This is a genomic window from Streptomyces piniterrae, assembly GCF_005048155.1.
GTDB classification, from domain to species: domain Bacteria; phylum Actinomycetota; class Actinomycetes; order Streptomycetales; family Streptomycetaceae; genus Streptomyces; species Streptomyces piniterrae.
This window is the reverse complement of sequence record NZ_SUMB01000008.1, coordinates 383,384-400,764: the sequence shown is the minus strand read 5'-3', so window position 1 is coordinate 400,764 and position 17,381 is coordinate 383,384. Positions and strand designations below refer to the sequence as shown.

Genomic DNA, 17,381 nt, shown 5'->3' with positions numbered 1-17,381 from the left:
CACGGAAGCTCCAGCAATATTTGCGTTGTAGGGTAAGTGATCACGAACGGCAGGTGCTGGCCCATTTCCGGAGCACCGCCCTGGCCTCATCACCGAACAGCGCGTGACGCTCGTACAGGCCGAACACTTCCAGGTGTTCCGCAATATCCCTGGCGTCCTGGAACACTATGCGCCCGGTGAACGTCTCGACGGTTGCCAGCCGTTGATCGTAAACGGTGAACGTATTCATCGGACCACGTCCGACAATCGTGGCCAGTGGGATTACACCGATACGCACGTTAGGGAGATGGGATATCGAGACAAGGCGATCGATCTGTACGGCCATCGCCGCACGCGGAACCACCGGCCATCTCACGGCTTGCTCCGTCAGCACGAACGTGAAGCGTTTCGCGTTGTCGTACAGAATCGCTTGCCGCTCCAGCTTCTTCGCGACCGTCTTGGAGAGGTCCACCGGCGAGTGGCCAAGGCTGGCCCTGACGTATTCAGCCGTGGCCAGGAGCCCCGTCACCATCGCGGGCAGGAAGTAGCGGAGTGTCGTGGCTTCCCTTTCCAGGCCGGCCAACTCCGCTTGACGCTTCTCCAAACCCCTGCGCCACGATGCGCGCTTACCCTGCCACTCCGTGTTGGCGAGTCGCGCGAGGGTGGCCACTTCCGCCACGGTTTCCGGGGGCGCATCAAGGGCTCTGAGCGCCAACTCAACATCGACCAGGCCCGGCGTAATTCTGCCGGTCTCAATGTTGCTGAGCTTGGTTTGGGACATGTTGCAGCGCTGAGCGAGCCAGACCTGTGTACGGCCGGCTCGCTTGCGCATGGCGCGGAGGGTTTCCGCCAGGTCAGCCTTTGATTGGCCTAGCTGCCCAGGGTCATACGTCAAGGCCCTTCACGTACTCCTCGAACGGCACGGCGTGTTCCAGGGCGATCCCCTTCCACTCCCGGTAGGGAACTGGGCTGCCCTCGTACGCCTCCCGATTGATCTGGGTGCCGTCCGGTCGGAAATTCAGGTGGGCGATCCGGGTTTCGTCGAACATCCACCAGTCACGCCCGGAGAGCGGCAAGCCGTAGTCCTCCCGCGTCACGTCCAAGATTCGGATATCCTCACCGGCTGCGATGTTTCCGGGGATGCCCCAGGCGAATTGATACCGCTGGTAGTCGGTGAGCGGCTGGCGCACGACGCGGACACGACCAATGCGTCTGCCGGATTCGACGTATCCGCGCACCCGTTCATGCCAGCGGACATTGTGGTCGGCGGGCTTCTCCTCGCCCCGCCGGAAGCGGGCAACGTTCTCCTGCTCCCTGGGCATGGTGTAGGTCGGCTGCGCCTCGAACCGCCAGGCTTCCCGCTCGAAGGCGTCGAACAACCTACGCCAGCCCTCACCATCCAAGAACACGGACAGCCTCCCTCAGAACGTGCTCGGGGATTTCCACCAGGCCCTCACCGTCAGGGGGAGTGAAGGCGTCGGACACCACTCCCTGGACAACGAATGAACCGCTCTTGGCCCGGTAGACGTTCGGGCAATCGTCGTCGTCGCAGTCGGGTCCGCCGACATCGCCCGTAAGGCGGATCAGTTCCTCACGCGCCATCGTGCCCCTCCTCGGGCGCAGGGCCGCTCCCCGCTGCCACGAGGACCGTAGGACGGGCACGGGTGCCCGGTCCACGGCACATCGCCAATATTCGCGTTGTCGGGTAGATGATCACGGGAAATCGCCGGGGTCACACGAGAAGGCGTTCGGGGGCGAGCCGGACCCGAGGCTGTCGGGTCGCCGCTTCGCTGCGCAGGCTTCATGGCGGCTTACTCTCCTGGCCGCCACTCGCCGCCGCTCCCCCGAAGATCGCCACCAACAGATCCTCTTCACGCTGCCGGATGAGGCAGTCACGCAGCCGCACAACGAACTCCGCCGCAAACACGGGATCGACGGACATCGCGTACAACTCCCGCTGCAACTGGCGTGCATGGGGTAACGACGCCTGCGGCGACGCGAGTTGGGCACGCCGACGCCACCAGTCCGCCGACCATCGAGCGCCCCTCACCGCTTCCCCGTCCCCGTACCCTCGCTACGCTCGTTCACTTTCCTGACCTTCTCGGACAGGTCCCCCGTGTCACCCGAGGGCCGCTCATCCTTGTCCATCAGGAAGCCACCTTCATACCGTGAATCCAGCGCGGCCCCGCATCGATCCCATACGAAGCCAGCCACAACACACGTCGCCTGCTCCGTTGCAGTCGCTCTTCATGCGCGACCAGATACGGGCGCACGAGGGCGGAGTCCTCACCCCGCAGCAGCTCGGTGTGGCGGGCGGGTACGCGCGGCACGACCGCGTACCTCGTGGGCGCGGGGGCCGGCGATACGCCGACGGACCGATGGCGCCCCTTCGCAGGCAGCAGGAGGCGTAGCAGCGCCTCGAAGAGCCGGATAACGTGATGCATGTCGTCAACCTCCGAGTGGTTGATGGCCACGCCCCCGGACCGACGCGCATCGGTCGCGGGGGTCTTGCGTGTGGCGAGCGCGGATGAATACCGGATGTAGCCATTCGGTCACGCGAACAACGCAACGGGCAATAGAATTGGGCCTGTTGAACCGGCATCGCTCAACATCGCGACCTGCCGTGACGCCGACGCACGCCCACATGACGAGAGGTCACAGCGTTGGACGAGACAGCCGCGCCCGAGAACTTGAATCCGCTCCAACGCTTCGGCCGTGACATCAAACAGGTGCGCCTGGCCCGCAAGCTCACGCAGCAACATCTGGCCAACGCCACGGGCTACACCAACGGTTACGTCAGCAAGGTCGAGTCCGGGACGCTGTTGCCCAGGCCCAGCGAGAAGTTCGCCAAGGGCTGCGACGCCACGTTCGGGACCGGTGAGTTGTTCGCGGGGTTGCTACGCCGGATCGAGCAAGGGGACCACCCAAGTTGGTTCGTTCCGTACGCGAACCTGGAACAGAAGGCATCGCGGATCCTGGACTACTCGACAAACCTCGTGAAGGGAATCCTTCAGACCGATGACTACGCGCGGGCCATCTTTCGCGCGTACTACTCGCAGGAAGAGTCAGAGGCGATCGAAGACAAGGTCGCCGCACGACTTCGGCGACGTGAGGTATTCGAGCTGGACTCCCCACCGCTCCTGTGGACCATCCTGCATGAGGCGTGTCTACGGACGGTCGTTGGAGGCGCCAAGATCATGGCGGGCCAGCTTGAATACCTGCTGGCAGCAGCCACAGCGCCGCACATCATGCTTCAGGTGATGCCGTTTTCGGCAGGCGCTCCGGCCGCGCACGCGAAGCCCTTCACTGTGTTGCGCTTCACCAACTCCCCCACGGTGCTCTACACGGAAACCCGGGTAGGAGGCAGGACGTACGACTCCGAACAGACGGTCGACGCCGCCCTGGACGACTATGATCTTCTTAGGGCGCACGCATTGTCCCCGGATCAATCAGTGGTCCTGATCAAGACTCTGCTGAAGGAGTACCGCGAATGAGCCCCGCCTTGGATCTCACCAGAGCGCAGTGGATCAAGTCGTCCTACAGCGACGCCAGCGGCGGGGATTGCATCGAGTTCTCCCGCGACTTCGCCTGGATCAAGTCCTCCTACAGCGACGGCAGCGGCGGGCAGTGCATCGAGATAGCCCCCGGCCTCCAGGGCGTCGTCCCCGTCCGCGACAGCAAGAACCCCGACGGCCCGGCACTCGTCTTCCCGGCCGCCGGCTGGTCCTCGTTCGTCACCGCGGTCAAGGGCGGGGAATTCCCCGCCACCTGACAGACCCGCTCGGCCCTACTCGGCCGGCTTTCCCGGCTGGTCGTGGGTCGAGCAGTGGATCCCGCCCCCGCCGGAAGCAATCGCGTCGATCTTCACGGGGACGATGTCGCGACCGGGAAAGTGATCCCGCAGTATCTGCTGCGCACGGTCGTCGCCCCGCGCGTCACCGAAGCGCGGGACGAAGACCGCCTCGTTCGCGACGTAGAAATTGACGTACGAGGACACGAACGCGTCGCCGCGCCCGGTGATCTCGTCCGGGTCCGGCTGAGGCAGCTCAACAACCTCAAGTGCCTTGCCGCGAGCGTCAGTTGAGCCCTCCAGCACCCTCCTCGCCTGCGCGGCGGCGCGCGACCAGGAGTCCTCGGGCCCGCCCGGGAACGCCTTGTCGAGCAGTACCACCCCCGGCGCGGCGAAGCGGGCAAGGCAGTCCACGTGCGCATCGGTGATGTCCTCGCCGCGTACGCCCGCGAACCAGATCACCTTCCGTACGCCCAACGCCTTCTTGAGCTCGTCCTCGATCTGCTGCCGGCTCTTGCCGGGGTTGCGGTTCTTGTTGACCAGCGAGCTTTCGGTGGCCATCAGCGTGCCCTGGCCGTCCGTCTCGAACGCGCCGCCTTCGGCGACGACCCAGGTCCGGTCGCGCGAAATCCCGTACTCGGCAAGCGCCTTACGCCCGACCTGGGCGTCATTGCGGTGCTCCTGCTTGCCGCCCCACCCATTGAAGTTGAAGTCGACGCCCCGGACCCGGCCCCCGTCCTCCACGAACATCGGCACGGTGTCGCGCGCCCACAGATCGTCCACCGCGATCGGGGCGACCTCGACGTCCGCCCCGCACGCCCGCCGTGCCGCCGCCTCCTGTCCGGGCCCGGCGAGCAGCACCACCGGCTCGTACTCGGCGATGGCGCGGGCCAGCCCCGCGATGTCGCGGCGGACACCCGGCAGCAGATCGCCCCAGATCCGTTCCGAAGCGGGCCAGGCCATGAACGTACGGGCGTGGCTCTCCCACTCGGCGCCCAGGCGGCGCCCGGCGGCCGACGGGCTCGGCTCCGTGGCCGCCGGCACGTCCTTCGGGGAGCAGGCCACGCCGCCGAGCGCGAGCGCACCGACCCCGCCGAGGGAGCGCAGGAGGGTGCGACGGGAGAGGGGTGAGGGCGAATCGGTCATGGGTCGCATGTCCACACAGTGGCACTGACTGAAATTTCAGTCAAGAATGGAGGCGTAGCGGGGCCACTCCCACCCAAAGGAAAAACGGAAAGGGAGGCGGCCTACTTGCGGCTGCCCGCCGGGCCCAGCTCCAGCTCCAGCGCGCCCCGCAGCAGCTCCCGCGCACGCTCCAGCGGAATCGCGCCGGTCAGCCAGCGTTCGCTCAGGCCCTCCACCAGCGCGGTGAGCCGCTCGGCCGCGTCCGTGGCCACCACGTCATCGCGTGCCGTGCCTGCGTCCTGTGCCCTGCGGATGAAGTCGCTCGCGTCGTCGGACCACTGGGCCGTCGCCTCCCGGAGCTGTTCCCGCAGCTCCGCATCGAACATGGCGCTCGCCCTGAACTCGCCCCAGGCGGTGCTGTTTTCCACCACCGCGGGCAGATCCTGCAGTTCGAGAAGCAGCATCTCTTCGAGATAGGCGCGGGGGTCGGTGCGCGGGCTCGCGGACGGTTCCGTGTACCGCTCGGCCCGCTCGTTGATGAACTCCAGCGTCCGGCGCATCAGTCCGGCACGGTCGCCGAAGTGGTAGTAGATCAGGCCCGTCGAGACGCCGGCCTCGGCCGCCAGTTCCTCCACCCGCAATCCGCGTACGCCGCTCCGGGCGATGAGGCGGGTTGCGGCTTCGAGGATCGACTTCTGACGGTTGGACGCTTTCGACACCGTGCCACCCTATCCGCGACCACGGCACGGGCAGCCCACCAGGAAGAGGCCCCGTGACCCCATCGCCCTCCACCGAAAAATTCGATGAGGTTCCGCCACCCCAACCCGCCTTGGACACGCCCCTGACCAGCCCTTTCCCAGGCGCGGCCGCCACTTGTGCCACCTGCCTCCCCCGCTCCACCCAATCCCGCATGCCGGAAGTCTTGTTCCAATTCTGATCGAGATCTAGGGTCGGGCCACCCGGCGCGGCTGACCTCGTTCGCGGGTGATTCCGGGCTCCGTCGCGTGCGCAGCACACCCCGCTGCTGCCCGTGCGCGGACACCAAGACGAACGTGGGAAGCGGGCGAGCGCGTTGGCGAACGAGCAGCAGGAGAATCGGGCAGAGCCGGGACAAGAGCGGGGACACAAGCCGCAGCAGGAGGGGCAGCCGGGAGATCACGGCGTACGGCGGCGGCGGTTCCTCGCCGGAGCGGCGGTGGCGGGGGCCGGTGGGCTGCTCGGCGGCCCGGGGGCCGGCAGCGCGAGCGCGGCCGGAGGTGCCCCGGCCGACGGCGCACCGCATGGGCTGCGGCGGGAGCAGCTCGAAGGCAAGGGCACGAAGAAGAAGCTGCTGCTGGTGCCCGAGCTGCTGCTGTTGCCGAAGGGGCCGGTGCGCGGGCAGGCCGTACTCGTCGAGGGCGGAAAATTCCGGGAAATCGGGCCGGCCACGCGACTCATCGCCGCACACCGCGACCTCCAACCGGTCCGTCTGGACGGGCATTTGCTGATGCCGGGATTCGTCGACGCGCACCATCACCTGACCCAGAGTTTCGGGAAGGCGCAGTCGTTCGGTCAGCCGTCGGAGATGTTCAAGACGATCTGGGAGCCGCTGGAGCACGCGCTGGACGGGGAGACCGCCTATCTCTCCGCGAAGCTGGCCGCGCTCGAAGCGCTGCGGGGCGGTTTCACGACCATCTCGGATGCGGGGACGCGTGCCCCGGTCGGTGTCGACGTGATCGCGAGGGGCACGGAAGAGGCCGGCATCCGGTGCGTGCTGGCCAAGATCGTCGCCGACGGGAGCGGCGGTCCCGAGCATCTCGGGAGATGGGACGGGCATCCGCTGGTGCATCCGTCACTCGCCATCGCCGTGGCCGAGAACGCGACGGACAAGGTGCTCAAGAAGACCGCGGACATGTGCGCCGAGGCCGGTGCGGTGTTCCAGATCCACGTCAATGAACATCTCGCGTCCGTGGAGCGCTCGTTGAAGAGCGTCGGCCGACGCCCGGTCGAGTATCTCCATCACATCGGCGCTCTCGGTCCCCACACGCTGGGCTCCCACGCCACCCTCCTCACCCCCGTCGAGATGCGGCTGCTCGCCGACTCCGGCGCGGCGATCAGCTACAACCCGGTGGCCAGCGCCTGGAAGGGCAACGCCGTGGCCCACGCGACCATGCTGGCCGCGATGGGCGTACGGTTCGGCACCGGCACCGACGGCACCCGCGCCGACGGCTTCCGGCTGATCGACGCCGCGGAGACGGCGCAGCGGCTGGCGTACGGGATGCACTCGGGGGACAACTCGTGCGGGGCCGGGCGGATCTGGCTGGAGCATGCGACGTCGCTGAGCGCCGACGCGCTCGGGCTGGGCAAGGTGACGGGTGAGATCGCCGTCGGCAAGGCCGCCGACTTCCTCGTCGTGGACGTGAACGTCCCCGAGCTCACGCCGTCCTGGGACCTGCAGTGGGAACTTGTTCGCCTGGCGAACCGCGACCAGATCCGCGCGGTCGTGGTCGCCGGCAAACTGCGCCTGTGGGAGGGCTGGCCGACCGACTGGGACGGCCGGGCCCTGGTCGAACGCGCGGCGAAGGTGGGGCCCCAGGTGGTGCGCCGGGCCAAACTGCAGCGGGTGGAGCCGTTGCCGTAATGCTCCCGGTCCGCTGCGCCTGGCTGGGCCGTTGAGGTGTCCCGTCCTCTGGCGGGTGCTGCCGGGGAGCGTGTTCCCCGGCAGCACGTTCACGAGTGCCGGGCCCAGTCTCTGGTGGGGCACCCGGTCGCACGTGTCGCAGGGTCAGGAGAACGGGTCCATGCGCCCAAGAAAGTACTTTTCACCACCTCGGCCATCGTTGTCGATGTCGATGTAGAGGGTGCCGGAGGCGCTGTAACTGCCCCGCTTGGCGGTCTGCGGCGAGCTGCAGTCGATGTTCACACCGTCCCGGGCGTTGACCAGCGCTGTGTCATCGCAGGATCTGTTCCTGACGGCGGTGTTGCTGGAGCCCTTCCAGAGAGTCAGGTGGATCCAGAAGGAGTCGACCTTGCGCTGGCCGCCCCCGTCCAGGACCCTGCCGTAACCCTTCGCCCAGTACTTCCCACCGACCTTGTCGACGCAGATGTCTTACTCGACATCGATGTTCTCGCCGGGCGTATCGAACTCCTCCATCCAGTGATGCCCTGGCTAACCAGTCATGATCACGTCATGCAACGTGCGCTAAGGGGCTGCGCAGGACATGCCAGCGCAGCACGTTCGCCACCCGTCGCGCCCGATCGGCCCGCGTCAGGGCGCGACGGAGACGCGCCGTCTGGCCGAGGCCAGCCCGCGGGGTTCATGGATTGGCGGATTCGCGAATGGCCGCGCATGAAGTGCCTTTACGGTGTTGGCTCGTAGCAGGACAGCGGCACGAGAGAACGGGGCGTCATGGCGGACGAGGCCTGGGTCGGGCTTGCTGATGCGGTGCGTGGGGTACGGGCGGAGCTGGCCGCCGCGCAGGCAGACGGCGCAGGGCAGGAGCTCGGATTCGAGGTGGGGCAGATCGAGCTGGAATTCGCCGTGGACATCCGCAAGGAGGGCTCGGGCCAGGCAGGCGCGAAGGTATACGTACTGTCTCTGGGGGCCAAGGGCTCAGTGGCTCAGAGCGTCACGCACCGGATGAAGGTCGTGCTCAACCCTCAGGATCGGCAGGGCAACAGCCCAAGGATCTCTGATCGGGTCGACGAGATCCCCGAGCGCTGAGGCGCCCCATGAACCTCAATGCCGTCGCGGAGGTCTGGTCCCGAAGTTCCGGATCGGGCTGGATCGCGGGGTCCGGCCATGTGATCGCCGGACGCCTGCTGCTCACAGCGGCGCACACGGTGCCGTCCGACGAGGTGAGGGTGCGGCTGCTCACGGACGACGGCCTACGGGAAGGCCGCGTCGTATGGCGCGGTGACGGCCTGCTGGATGCCGCCTTGGTGGAGGTCGCCGACGCCACATTCGATGCTGTGGCGCACCGCCCCGTCCGGTTCGGGCGGCTGATCAGCTCCGCCCCAGGGACAGAGTGTGAGGCGGTCGGCTTCCCTGATGCGACGCGGGCCTTCGAAGGCCCTGACCAGTTGCGCGACACCGAACACCTCACCGCCCGGCTCAATCCGCTGACCCGCCGCAAGCAGCGGCTTCTGGACCTGCGGCTGGACAACTGGCCCGACCATGCCCCGGATCGCCCCTCCCGCTGGTCGGGCATGTCCGGAGCGGGCGTGTGGTGCGGGGAGTTACTCGCCGGAGTGGTGGCTTGGGACACCCCCTCGTTCGGTCAGCGCAGACTGACCGCGGTGCCGCTGGCGGCGCTCGCCGGCCAGACCGGGTTCCGCCGCGTAGTCGAGCGCCACACCGGTCACGCGCTACGCCTGGAAGCAGTGGAGCTGGCCGGTCTGCTCTCGCCCTGCTACCCCGCCCAGCTGCCTGCGTCCCCGGCAGCTCTGCTCCGTGCCGAACACGAGGTGGTCCCGTTCACCGGGCGCGAGGACATCCTCCGGCCGCTGGTGGACTGGTGCCAGGGGCCCGAGCAGTTGTCCGCGTGGCTGGTGTCCGGACCGGGCGGACAGGGCAAGTCCCGTCTCGCGCGTCGCCTCAATGAGCTGATGAGTGCCGAGGACTGGACGACCGGCCAGATCGCCGATCTCGCCGCTATCACCGACCAGCAGCTGACCGCCCTGTCGCGATGTACCGCCCCCGTGTTGTTGGTGCTTGATTATGCCGAGACGCGCCCTGAGCTGGCCCAGGAGATCATCGACCACCTCGCTGCCCATCCGCCCCGGCACCCCGTTCGGCTCCTTCTGCTCGCTCGGGCAGCCGGCGAGTGGTTCACCGCTCTTTACTCCGCTTCTCCCGCGATGCCTGGCACTCTCCGCGCGGGCCCACTCGTGCTGCCTGCACTCGCCGAGTCGCCCACCGCACAGGACGCCGCCTGGCGGGACGCCATCGGCGCGCTCCGCAAGGGCCTGCGCAGCCTCGGCGACGAAGCAGGACTCGGCGGCGAAACGGAGCAGACGGCCGAGGGGCTAGCCGTCCCTCAGCCCAGCACCGCAGGGCAGGCACTCTCGATGCATATTGCCGCGCTCGCCTCGCTGCTGCCCCGTGATTCTGAGCAGTCCCCTGAGCAGGTTCTGCTCACACATGAGCGCCGCTACTGGGACCGAGTCGCCGAGCGCCGCAACCTGGGCCTGGACCGTCTTCGTCCCCTTGCGATGCTGGCTGCCCAGCTCTGCGGGCCGACTCCACGCACCGCGGCCCTGGAGATCCTCGCCCAGCTGCCAGGCCTGCGTGGTGATGGGGCCGAGCAAGACCGCCGTGCGCTGGCTGAATGGATCCATGACCTGTATCCGCCTACCGCATCCGGCGATGCCTACTGGGGCACCCTGCAGCCCGATCCACTGGCCGAGCACTACATCATCCACGCCCTCGGCCAGGAAGCGCGCCTGGCCACCAAGGTGCTGGTGACATCAGGCATCGATCAACGCCGCCATGGCGTCACGCTGTTGGCCCGGGCTGCTGCCCGCCCGCGCGGAGGCACGGCAGCCGACCATCTGATCCACGGCATTGCGGAACACCCGATGGCACTCGGCCATGTCGCCGTCGAAGCCGCCACCCGTGTCGAGTCACCGACGGTGCTGGTGCAGGCGCTGGAAGCTCTGGTTGCTGGTTTGAAGGATTCCGCAGAGCAGCTTGAGACGGTGTACGCCTGGTTCCCTGGCGATACCCATGTGCTGGCCAAAATCGCGGCCGGAATGACCAGCCGTCTCGTCGACGTCTGTCGCGGGACGGACGACAAGGAGCGGCTGTGCTCATGGTTAAGCGACCACTCGATCCGTTTGGGCGACCTCGGCCGCCGCGCGGAATCACTGGCGGCAACCGACGAAGCCGTAGAGCTTCTGCGACGCCTGGCAGCGGAACGCCCTGAAAAGCTGCGCCCCAAACTCGCCCGTGTCCTGGCCAATCACTCGAACAGCTTGAGCAAGGTGGGTAGGCGAGCAGAGTCCCTGGAGGCCGCCACCGAGGCCGTAGCAATCTTTCATGACCTCTCTCAGGACAATCCTCAGGCCTTCGTTCCCGCGCTCGCCACATCCCTCATCAATCAAGCATCCGCTTTAAACGAACTGGGACACGGAGAAGCAGCAGTACGTACGAGTTGTTGGGCTGTCCACATCTTCCGCCAACTGGTGACAGCCAACCCCGGGGATGTCGACTGCGGCATCGGCCTCGCTCTGGCCCTGGACAATCAGTCACAGGGCCTCAGCATCCTCGGGCTGCGCGAGGAATCCCTTGCTGCAATCAACGAGTCGACGTGCGTTTCCAGGGAGTTTGCCGACGAACGTCCCGATGCCTTCCTGCCCAGGCTCGCCGCTGCCCTCAGCAATCAGTCATTGCTGCTAAGGGAACTGGGCCATCGCCGAAAGGCATTGGAAACGATCACAGAATCAGTTGCGATTCGGCGTCGGCTGGCAAAGGGCCATCCGGAGGCGTTCGAGCCCGCTCTAGCCGCAGCACTCACCAATCAAGCCACGATGTTGAAGATCAACGGCAACGGGGAGGGAGCTCTGGCCGCAAGCTGCGACGCTGTCACTCTTTATCGCAAACTAGCCGAAGTATCGCCGGATTTCTTCCTTCCAGAGCTTGCCTCGTCCCTTGTCACCAAATCATCTGCGCTGGGCGCGACCGACCGCGACGAGGAAGCTCTGGAGGCGAACTCCGAAGCAGTCGGGATCTTTGCCAATCTGGCAGAAATGCACCCCGATCTCTTCCTTCCGCGCCTTGCCGGATCGCTCAACAACCAGTCTAATCGGCTGCAACGCATGGGGAAGGCACAAGAATCCTTGGCTGCAGCCGACGATTCCGTACAGATCTTTCGGAAGCTGAGTGATGGGCAGCCGGACGCTTATCTGCCCGACCTCGCCAAAGCTCTAACCAATCAGTCAGCCCACATGGGTGAACTCATGCGGATCGAGGAGGCTTTGGAGGCCATAACCGAAGCCGTCGCGATCCTGCAAGAGCTCGCAGCTCGCCACCCCGACGCCTTCCTGCCCAACTTCGCTGGTGCGCTCGGCAACCAGTCAGTCATGTTGCGCCGGGCAGGTCGGCTGGACGAAGCAGTGGCGCCGAGTGCCCAAGCCGTCGAAATCTTCGCTAGCCTTGCCCGCTCCCATCCCGACGCCTTCTCGTCCGACCTCGCCCGAGCTATCGACAATCATGCGGACGCCGTCCACGCCGCCGAATTACTCGATGAACCGTTCGAGGAGCTTCCGGAAGAGCTCTCACCCGAGATCCACTGGACGCCCCTCAGGCAGGACTGCGGCTGTGTGATCGACTGGGGCTGGGAAGTGACCTCCGTACCACTCGACTCCTTCGTGAGCTGGTGCACCTACGTGGTGGCGCTCGCCTGCCCGTGGCACGGCGCAGAAAGCGGCCAACCTCTCGATATCCCCGACGGTGTCCCCGTGGCGCTCCGCGACCGTGATTGCGGAACTGCGATCTACGCCCGCCAAGCGACAGGCGAGGACATCGCCCTCGGGAAGAAGCTCGCCGACGCCCTACAAGCCTTCACCGAACAGCGGGCCGCCTCAGATCGCTCTTCGATCCTGGCGGAGATCCCGCCTCAGTACCAGGACTTCCTCCGAGCCGGAGGCTACGACCCTGTGGAGGCCTGGCTGGAACAGCGGCTGGTGGACATCATCCTTAATCGAACCGCCTGACCAATCGAGCCCGGCCTGCGCCACCGCTACCGTTGGGCAACTCCGACGACTGGAAAGGCCGCCCGTCATGACCAATAAGGCCGCGCCGTTCGACGAACTGGACCGCAAGATCGTTGCGGCGCTGATCGACAACGGGCGGGCGAGTTTCGCGGAGATCGGTACGGCCGTCGGTCTGTCGGCGACCGCGGTCAAGCGCCGGGTCGACCGGATGCGGGAGAACAACGTCATCACGGGGTTCACCGCCACCGTCCGGCCCGCCGCCCTGGGGTGGCTCACCGAGGCGTATGTCGAGGTGTACTGCGACAGCGCGGCGCCGCCGCGCCGACTGGCGGAGGTCGTGCGCAACCACCCGGAGATCGCGGCGGCGATGACCGTCACCGGGGGCGCGGATGCGCTGCTGCATGTCCGGGCGGCCGACGTCGAGCACTTCGAGGAGGTGCTGGAGCGGATCAGGACCGAGCCGTTCATCCGCAAGACGATCAGCTACATGGTGCTGTCCCACCTGCTGCCGGACAGCCCGGAGGCCGGCGCCCGCCAGTCCTCGGCCCCGGGCGACGCGGGCTGACACCCGACGGGTCGGGTTACGCCGGACGCGCGACAACGCGGGGTGACGCGGAGCGACCGGCGAATCTGACGCAGCAAACCTGCGGCAATCCCCTCCATTACGCAGCATTCCTGCGCAGCTAAGCAGCGGTTCTTTCTTGTGACCGGAATCGGTCGGTCCTTACCGTTGATCTGCACCCCGGGTCACGATCAGTGACAACCGGTCACCTCATTGCATGTCACCGTGCGTCACCACGAGTCACCGCACGTCGGGCATGCCATCGCAGGAAGCGAGGGATATTTCTGTGTCGACGAGTGTGCCGATGAGCCCCGTACCGGTGAGCACCACGCCGGTCAGTCCCGCGCCGGCGAGCCCTGTGCCGGTCAGCCCCGCCCCGATCAGCACCGCCCCGATCAGCACCGCCCCGATCAGTACCGTCCCGATCAGCACCGCGCCTGCCGCTCTCCTCCCGAACATCCGCGTGCCCGCGCCGACTCCCCGGCGCTACCTACTCTGCGAGCCCCGGCACTTCGAGGTCCAGTACTCGATCAACCCCTGGATGCGCGAGGACACACCGGTCGATACGGCTCGAGCGGGCCGCCAGTGGGAGGCGCTGGTCAGCGCGTACCGCGAGCACGGCCACACGGTGGAGACCGTGGCCCCCGTACCGGGTCTGCCGGACATGGTGTTCGCGGCGAACTCGGCGCTCGTCGTCGGCGGCCGGGTCTTCGGGTCGTACTTCCAGGCGCCCCAGCGGCGGCCGGAATCCGCCGAGTACGAGACCTGGTTCAAGGCGGCGGGATACGACGTCTACCGGCCGGAGTCGCTCTGCGAGGGCGAGGGCGACCTCGTCCCCGCCGGACGCCACATCCTGGCCGGGACCGGCTTCCGCACCACCCGCGAGGCGCATGCCGAGGTGCAGGAGTTCTTCGGCGTGCCGACGATCGGGCTCCAGCTGGTGGACCCGTACTTCTACCACCTGGACACCGCGCTGTTCGTCCTGGACGAGGGCGAGACGACGACGGAGGAGACGGCGGCAACGCAGGGGACGCCGGCGACGGGCGGGGCGAATGCGGCGACGGGCAGGGCGAATATCGCCTACTACCCCGACGCGTTCTCCCCCGGCAGCCGCGCCGTGCTGCGCCGGCTGTTCCCGGACGCGGTGATCGCCAGCCGGGACGACGCGATGGCGTTCGGCCTCAACTCCGTCTCCGACGGCCGTCATGTCTTCATCGCCCCTGGGGCCGTCGGCCTCATCGACCAGCTCACCCACCGTGGTTACGTCCCCGTCCCCGTCGACCTTTCGGAGTTCCACAAGGCCGGCGGCGGCATCAAGTGCTGCACCCAGGAGATCCGCTGATGACCGCTCCCACCCGTACCGCCCCCGCCGCCGCCCGCGTCGGCTCGCCCGCCGCCGCACCCGACGCCGCGCCCCGCTCCTCGGCCGAGCTGATCCGTGCCGAGGGACCGGTCCTGGCGCACAACTACCACCCGCTGCCGGTGGTCGTCGCCCGCGCCGAGGGCGTCTGGGTCGAGGACGTCGAGGGACGCCGCTATCTCGACATGCTGGCCGGCTACTCGGCCCTCAACTTCGGCCACCGCCACCCGGCACTGATCGAGGCCGCACACCGCCAGCTCGACCAGCTCACCCTCACCTCCCGCGCCTTCCACAACGACCGCCTCGCCGGCTTCGCCGAGGGACTGGCCGAGCTGACCGGCCTCGACATGGTGCTGCCGATGAACACCGGCGCCGAGGCGGTCGAGAGCGGCATCAAGGTCGCCCGCAAATGGGCATACGACGTCAAGGGCGTCCCGGACGGCCAGGCCACCATCGTCGTGGCCGCCGACAACTTCCACGGCCGTACGACCACGATCATCGGCTTCTCCAACGACGAGACGGCCCGCGCCGGCTTCGGCCCCTTCACGCCCGGCTTCCGCGTCGTCCCCTACAACGACCTGGCCGCTCTCGAAGCGGCCGTGGACGAGACGACGGCCGCCGTCCTCATCGAGCCCATCCAGGGCGAGGCGGGCGTCAACATCCCCGACGACGGCTACCTCACCGGCGTACGCGAACTGACCCGGCGGGCCGGGTGCCTGTTCATCGCCGACGAGATCCAGTCCGGCCTGGGGCGCACCGGCAGCACCCTCGCCGTCGACCACGAGTCCGTCCTCCCGGACGTCCTGCTCCTCGGCAAGGCGCTCGGCGGCGGCATCGTCCCGGTCTCCGCGGTCGTCGCCCGGCGCGAGGTCCTCAGCGTGATCGGGCCCGGTCAGCACGGCTCCACCTTCGGCGGCAACCCGCTCTCCGCCGCGGTGGGTTCGGCCGTCATCGACCTCCTCGCCACCGGCGAGTTCCAGCGCCGCGCCGCCGAACTGGGCGAGGTCCTGCGTACCGGCCTGACCGCCCTGACCGGCAAGGGCGTCACCGGTTTCCGGGCCCGTGGCCTGTGGGCCGGTGTCGACATCGACCCCGCGCTGGGCACCGGCCGCGAGATCAGCGAACGCCTCCTTCGCGAGGGCATCCTGGTCAAGGACACCCACGGCTCCACCATCCGCCTCGCCCCGCCGCTGACCATCACGGCGGAGGAACTGGAGTCGGCGCTGGCGGGGTTGGAGCGGGCGCTGGGGTAGGCGCTCAGGCGCGCGAGCGGGAGACGGGGCTCGGCGCCCCGTCCTCCCTCGCCCCGTTGTGCTGTGCCGCCCAGCCGTCGAGGGCGGTGCGGCACGCATGATCGAGATGCCGCAGCTCGGTCAGATCCAGCTCGACGGGCGTGTCCTGGGGCAGCGCCTCCAGCGCGTCCAGGATCTTCGGCAGCCGCAGGAAGGTCGCATTGCCGCGGAGCGTCACGACAGTGCGCCCACCGGTCAACTCCCTTACGTCGACCTGCACTTGGGACGTCTCCCAGGCGGACTTCACGACCGACAGCAGCAGCCCCAGCAGCACGCCCTCGAACATGTTGGTGAAGACGATGGCGCCCGCGGTCACCCCGAGGATCACCGCCTCGCCTCGGTGCTCCCGCCACAGCTGCGGCAGCTGCCGCGCCGGCACCAGCTTCACCCCGGCGTGCACCAGGACGGCCGCGAGCGCGGCGAGCGGGACCACGCCGAGGGCGGCCGGCAGCAGCACCGCGAAGACCAGCAGCCAGACGCCGTGCAACACCCGCGACGCCTTCGTCCGCGCCCCGGCCTGGACGTTGGCCGCGCTGCGTACGATCACCGCGGTCATCGGCAGCGCGCCGAGCACCCCGCACACCGCGTTGCCCGCGCCCTGCGCCATCAACTCCTTGTCGTAGTCGGTACGCGCCCCCTCGGCCATCCGATCCACCGCGGCCGCGCTGAACAGCGACTCCGCGGAGGCGATGAGGGCGAAGGCGAGCACGGTGCCGATAACGGACAGTTGGCCGAGCCCGGCGAGTTCGCCGAGGCCGGGCGGCTGGATGGCCTCCAGCAGGCCCCGCACCTCGACCTTCGCCACGGGCAGCCCGAAGGCCGCCGTCGCAACCGTGGCCACGCCGATGGCCGCGAGCGGCCCCGGCACCATCCGTACCTTCGCCGGCAGCCGCTTCCACAGCACGAGCAGGCCGAAGGTGCCCGCACCGACGGCGAATGCCGCGAGGGCCTCGGGCCGGCCGGCGATCCGCGCGGCGAGGCCGGGCAGCCCGGCGATCTTCCCGAGTCCGCTGCCGGGCTGGTCGGCGTCGGCCATCGCGTAGACCTGACCGAGGATGAGGATGAGGCCGATGCCGGCCAGCATTCCCTGGACGACGGCGACGGATATCGCCCGGAACCACCGCCCGCAGCGCAGCGCGCCGAGGACCAGCTGAAGCAGCCCGGCGGCGAGCACGATGGCGCCGAGCGAGGCGAGCCCGAACTCCCGCACCGCCTCGTGGACCAGCACCGTCAGGCCGGCCGCGGGACCGCTGACCTGGAACGAACTGCCCGGCAGACAGCCGACGACGAGACCGCCGACGATGCCGGTGACCAGCCCGAGTTCGGCGGGCACACCGGACGCGACGGCGACACCGACACACAACGGGACGGCGACGAGAAAGACGACGAGCGAGGCGAGCACATCGTGGCGCAGCGCGGTGGGACTGAGCGCCGGGAACTTGGATGTGACGCGTTCAAGTGCGGGAAGCATGGAACTCCGGTTCCTGGAGGCAGCGGCGAGCGGATGGGTGAGGTGTGCGGAAGGGTGAGGCGTGCGGTGACGGGGCCGTGCCCCGCGGAGCTGTCGACGGCCGCGCC

At 68.0% G+C, this 17,381-nt stretch carries 15 protein-coding genes; 8 read left to right on the top strand and 7 right to left on the bottom strand.

All coding sequences use genetic code 11. The features are described 5' to 3' along the window. Positions 1-40 precede the first annotated feature (40 nt). Genes FCH28_RS24160 through FCH28_RS24150 form a run of 3 tightly spaced genes read right to left on the bottom strand, consistent with a single transcriptional unit; the run spans position 41 to position 1,581 of the window. Positions 41-874 (bottom strand): helix-turn-helix domain-containing protein, encoded by an 834-nt coding sequence (locus FCH28_RS24160; RefSeq protein WP_136742188.1) that lies wholly within the window; start codon positions 872-874, stop codon positions 41-43. Next, the gene (locus FCH28_RS24155; protein ID WP_136742187.1) at positions 864-1,388 is read right to left on the bottom strand and encodes a DUF6879 family protein; all 525 of its coding nucleotides are present in this window, start codon (positions 1,386-1,388) and stop codon (positions 864-866) included. Before FCH28_RS24155 ends, FCH28_RS24160 begins: the two co-directional genes overlap by 11 nt. Next, positions 1,372-1,581, bottom strand: a complete 210-nt coding sequence (locus FCH28_RS24150; protein ID WP_136742186.1) for a hypothetical protein — start codon at positions 1,579-1,581, stop codon at positions 1,372-1,374. The genes FCH28_RS24155 and FCH28_RS24150 overlap by 17 nt, the downstream gene beginning before the upstream one ends. Before the next feature lie 1,061 nt (positions 1,582-2,642). Between FCH28_RS24150 and FCH28_RS24140 the strand changes: the two genes are divergently transcribed. Then, positions 2,643-3,473, top strand: coding sequence for a helix-turn-helix domain-containing protein (locus tag FCH28_RS24140; RefSeq protein ID WP_136742185.1), 831 nt, complete (start codon positions 2,643-2,645; stop codon positions 3,471-3,473). Further along, a complete protein-coding gene (locus FCH28_RS24135; RefSeq protein WP_136742184.1) occupies positions 3,470-3,751 on the top strand; it encodes a DUF397 domain-containing protein in 282 nt (93 codons plus the stop codon). The genes FCH28_RS24140 and FCH28_RS24135 overlap by 4 nt, the downstream gene beginning before the upstream one ends. 15 nt (positions 3,752-3,766) lie before the next feature. Here the strand turns inward: FCH28_RS24135 and FCH28_RS24130 are convergent, their stop codons facing one another. Together FCH28_RS24130 and FCH28_RS24125 are read right to left on the bottom strand one after the other, a co-directional pair. Next, entirely contained in the window at positions 3,767-4,915 is a 1,149-nt protein-coding gene (locus tag FCH28_RS24130) for an agmatine deiminase family protein (protein WP_136742183.1), read from the bottom strand. A gap of 101 nt (positions 4,916-5,016) precedes the next feature. Further along, positions 5,017-5,613, bottom strand: coding sequence for a TetR/AcrR family transcriptional regulator (locus FCH28_RS24125; protein ID WP_136742182.1), 597 nt, complete (start codon positions 5,611-5,613; stop codon positions 5,017-5,019). 566 nt (positions 5,614-6,179) lie between these two features. Here FCH28_RS24125 and FCH28_RS24120 point away from each other — a divergent pair. From FCH28_RS24120 to FCH28_RS24105, 4 genes are all read left to right on the top strand, one after another. After that, the gene (locus tag FCH28_RS24120; RefSeq protein WP_246103147.1) at positions 6,180-7,514 is read left to right on the top strand and encodes an amidohydrolase family protein; all 1,335 of its coding nucleotides are present in this window, start codon (positions 6,180-6,182) and stop codon (positions 7,512-7,514) included. A 768-nt stretch (positions 7,515-8,282) separates the two neighbouring features. Beyond that, complete coding sequence (locus FCH28_RS24115; protein WP_136742181.1) at positions 8,283-8,597, top strand: trypco2 family protein; 315 nt, start codon at positions 8,283-8,285, stop codon at positions 8,595-8,597. Between the two features lie 8 nt (positions 8,598-8,605). After that, positions 8,606-12,589, top strand: a complete 3,984-nt coding sequence (locus FCH28_RS24110) for a S1 family peptidase (protein ID WP_136742180.1) — start codon at positions 8,606-8,608, stop codon at positions 12,587-12,589. A gap of 67 nt (positions 12,590-12,656) precedes the next feature. Then, on the top strand, positions 12,657-13,154 hold the full coding sequence (locus FCH28_RS24105) for an Lrp/AsnC family transcriptional regulator (protein ID WP_136742179.1): 498 nt from the start codon (positions 12,657-12,659) through the stop codon (positions 13,152-13,154). A 237-nt stretch (positions 13,155-13,391) separates the two neighbouring features. Here the strand turns inward: FCH28_RS24105 and FCH28_RS38705 are convergent, their stop codons facing one another. Further along, on the bottom strand, positions 13,392-13,583 hold the full coding sequence (locus tag FCH28_RS38705) for a pentapeptide repeat-containing protein (protein ID WP_246103119.1): 192 nt from the start codon (positions 13,581-13,583) through the stop codon (positions 13,392-13,394). Between the two features lie 31 nt (positions 13,584-13,614). Between FCH28_RS38705 and ddaH the strand changes: the two genes are divergently transcribed. Together ddaH and rocD are read left to right on the top strand one after the other, a co-directional pair. Beyond that, entirely contained in the window at positions 13,615-14,493 is an 879-nt protein-coding gene (gene ddaH / locus FCH28_RS24100) for a dimethylargininase (protein ID WP_425471982.1), read from the top strand. Beyond that, entirely contained in the window at positions 14,493-15,764 is a 1,272-nt protein-coding gene (gene rocD, locus FCH28_RS24095; RefSeq protein ID WP_246103117.1) for an ornithine--oxo-acid transaminase, read from the top strand. The genes ddaH and rocD overlap by 1 nt, the downstream gene beginning before the upstream one ends. Positions 15,765-15,768: 4 nt before the next feature. Here the strand turns inward: rocD and FCH28_RS24090 are convergent, their stop codons facing one another. After that, the gene (locus FCH28_RS24090; protein WP_136742178.1) at positions 15,769-17,274 is read right to left on the bottom strand and encodes a SulP family inorganic anion transporter; all 1,506 of its coding nucleotides are present in this window, start codon (positions 17,272-17,274) and stop codon (positions 15,769-15,771) included. Positions 17,275-17,381: the final 107 nt, after the last annotated feature.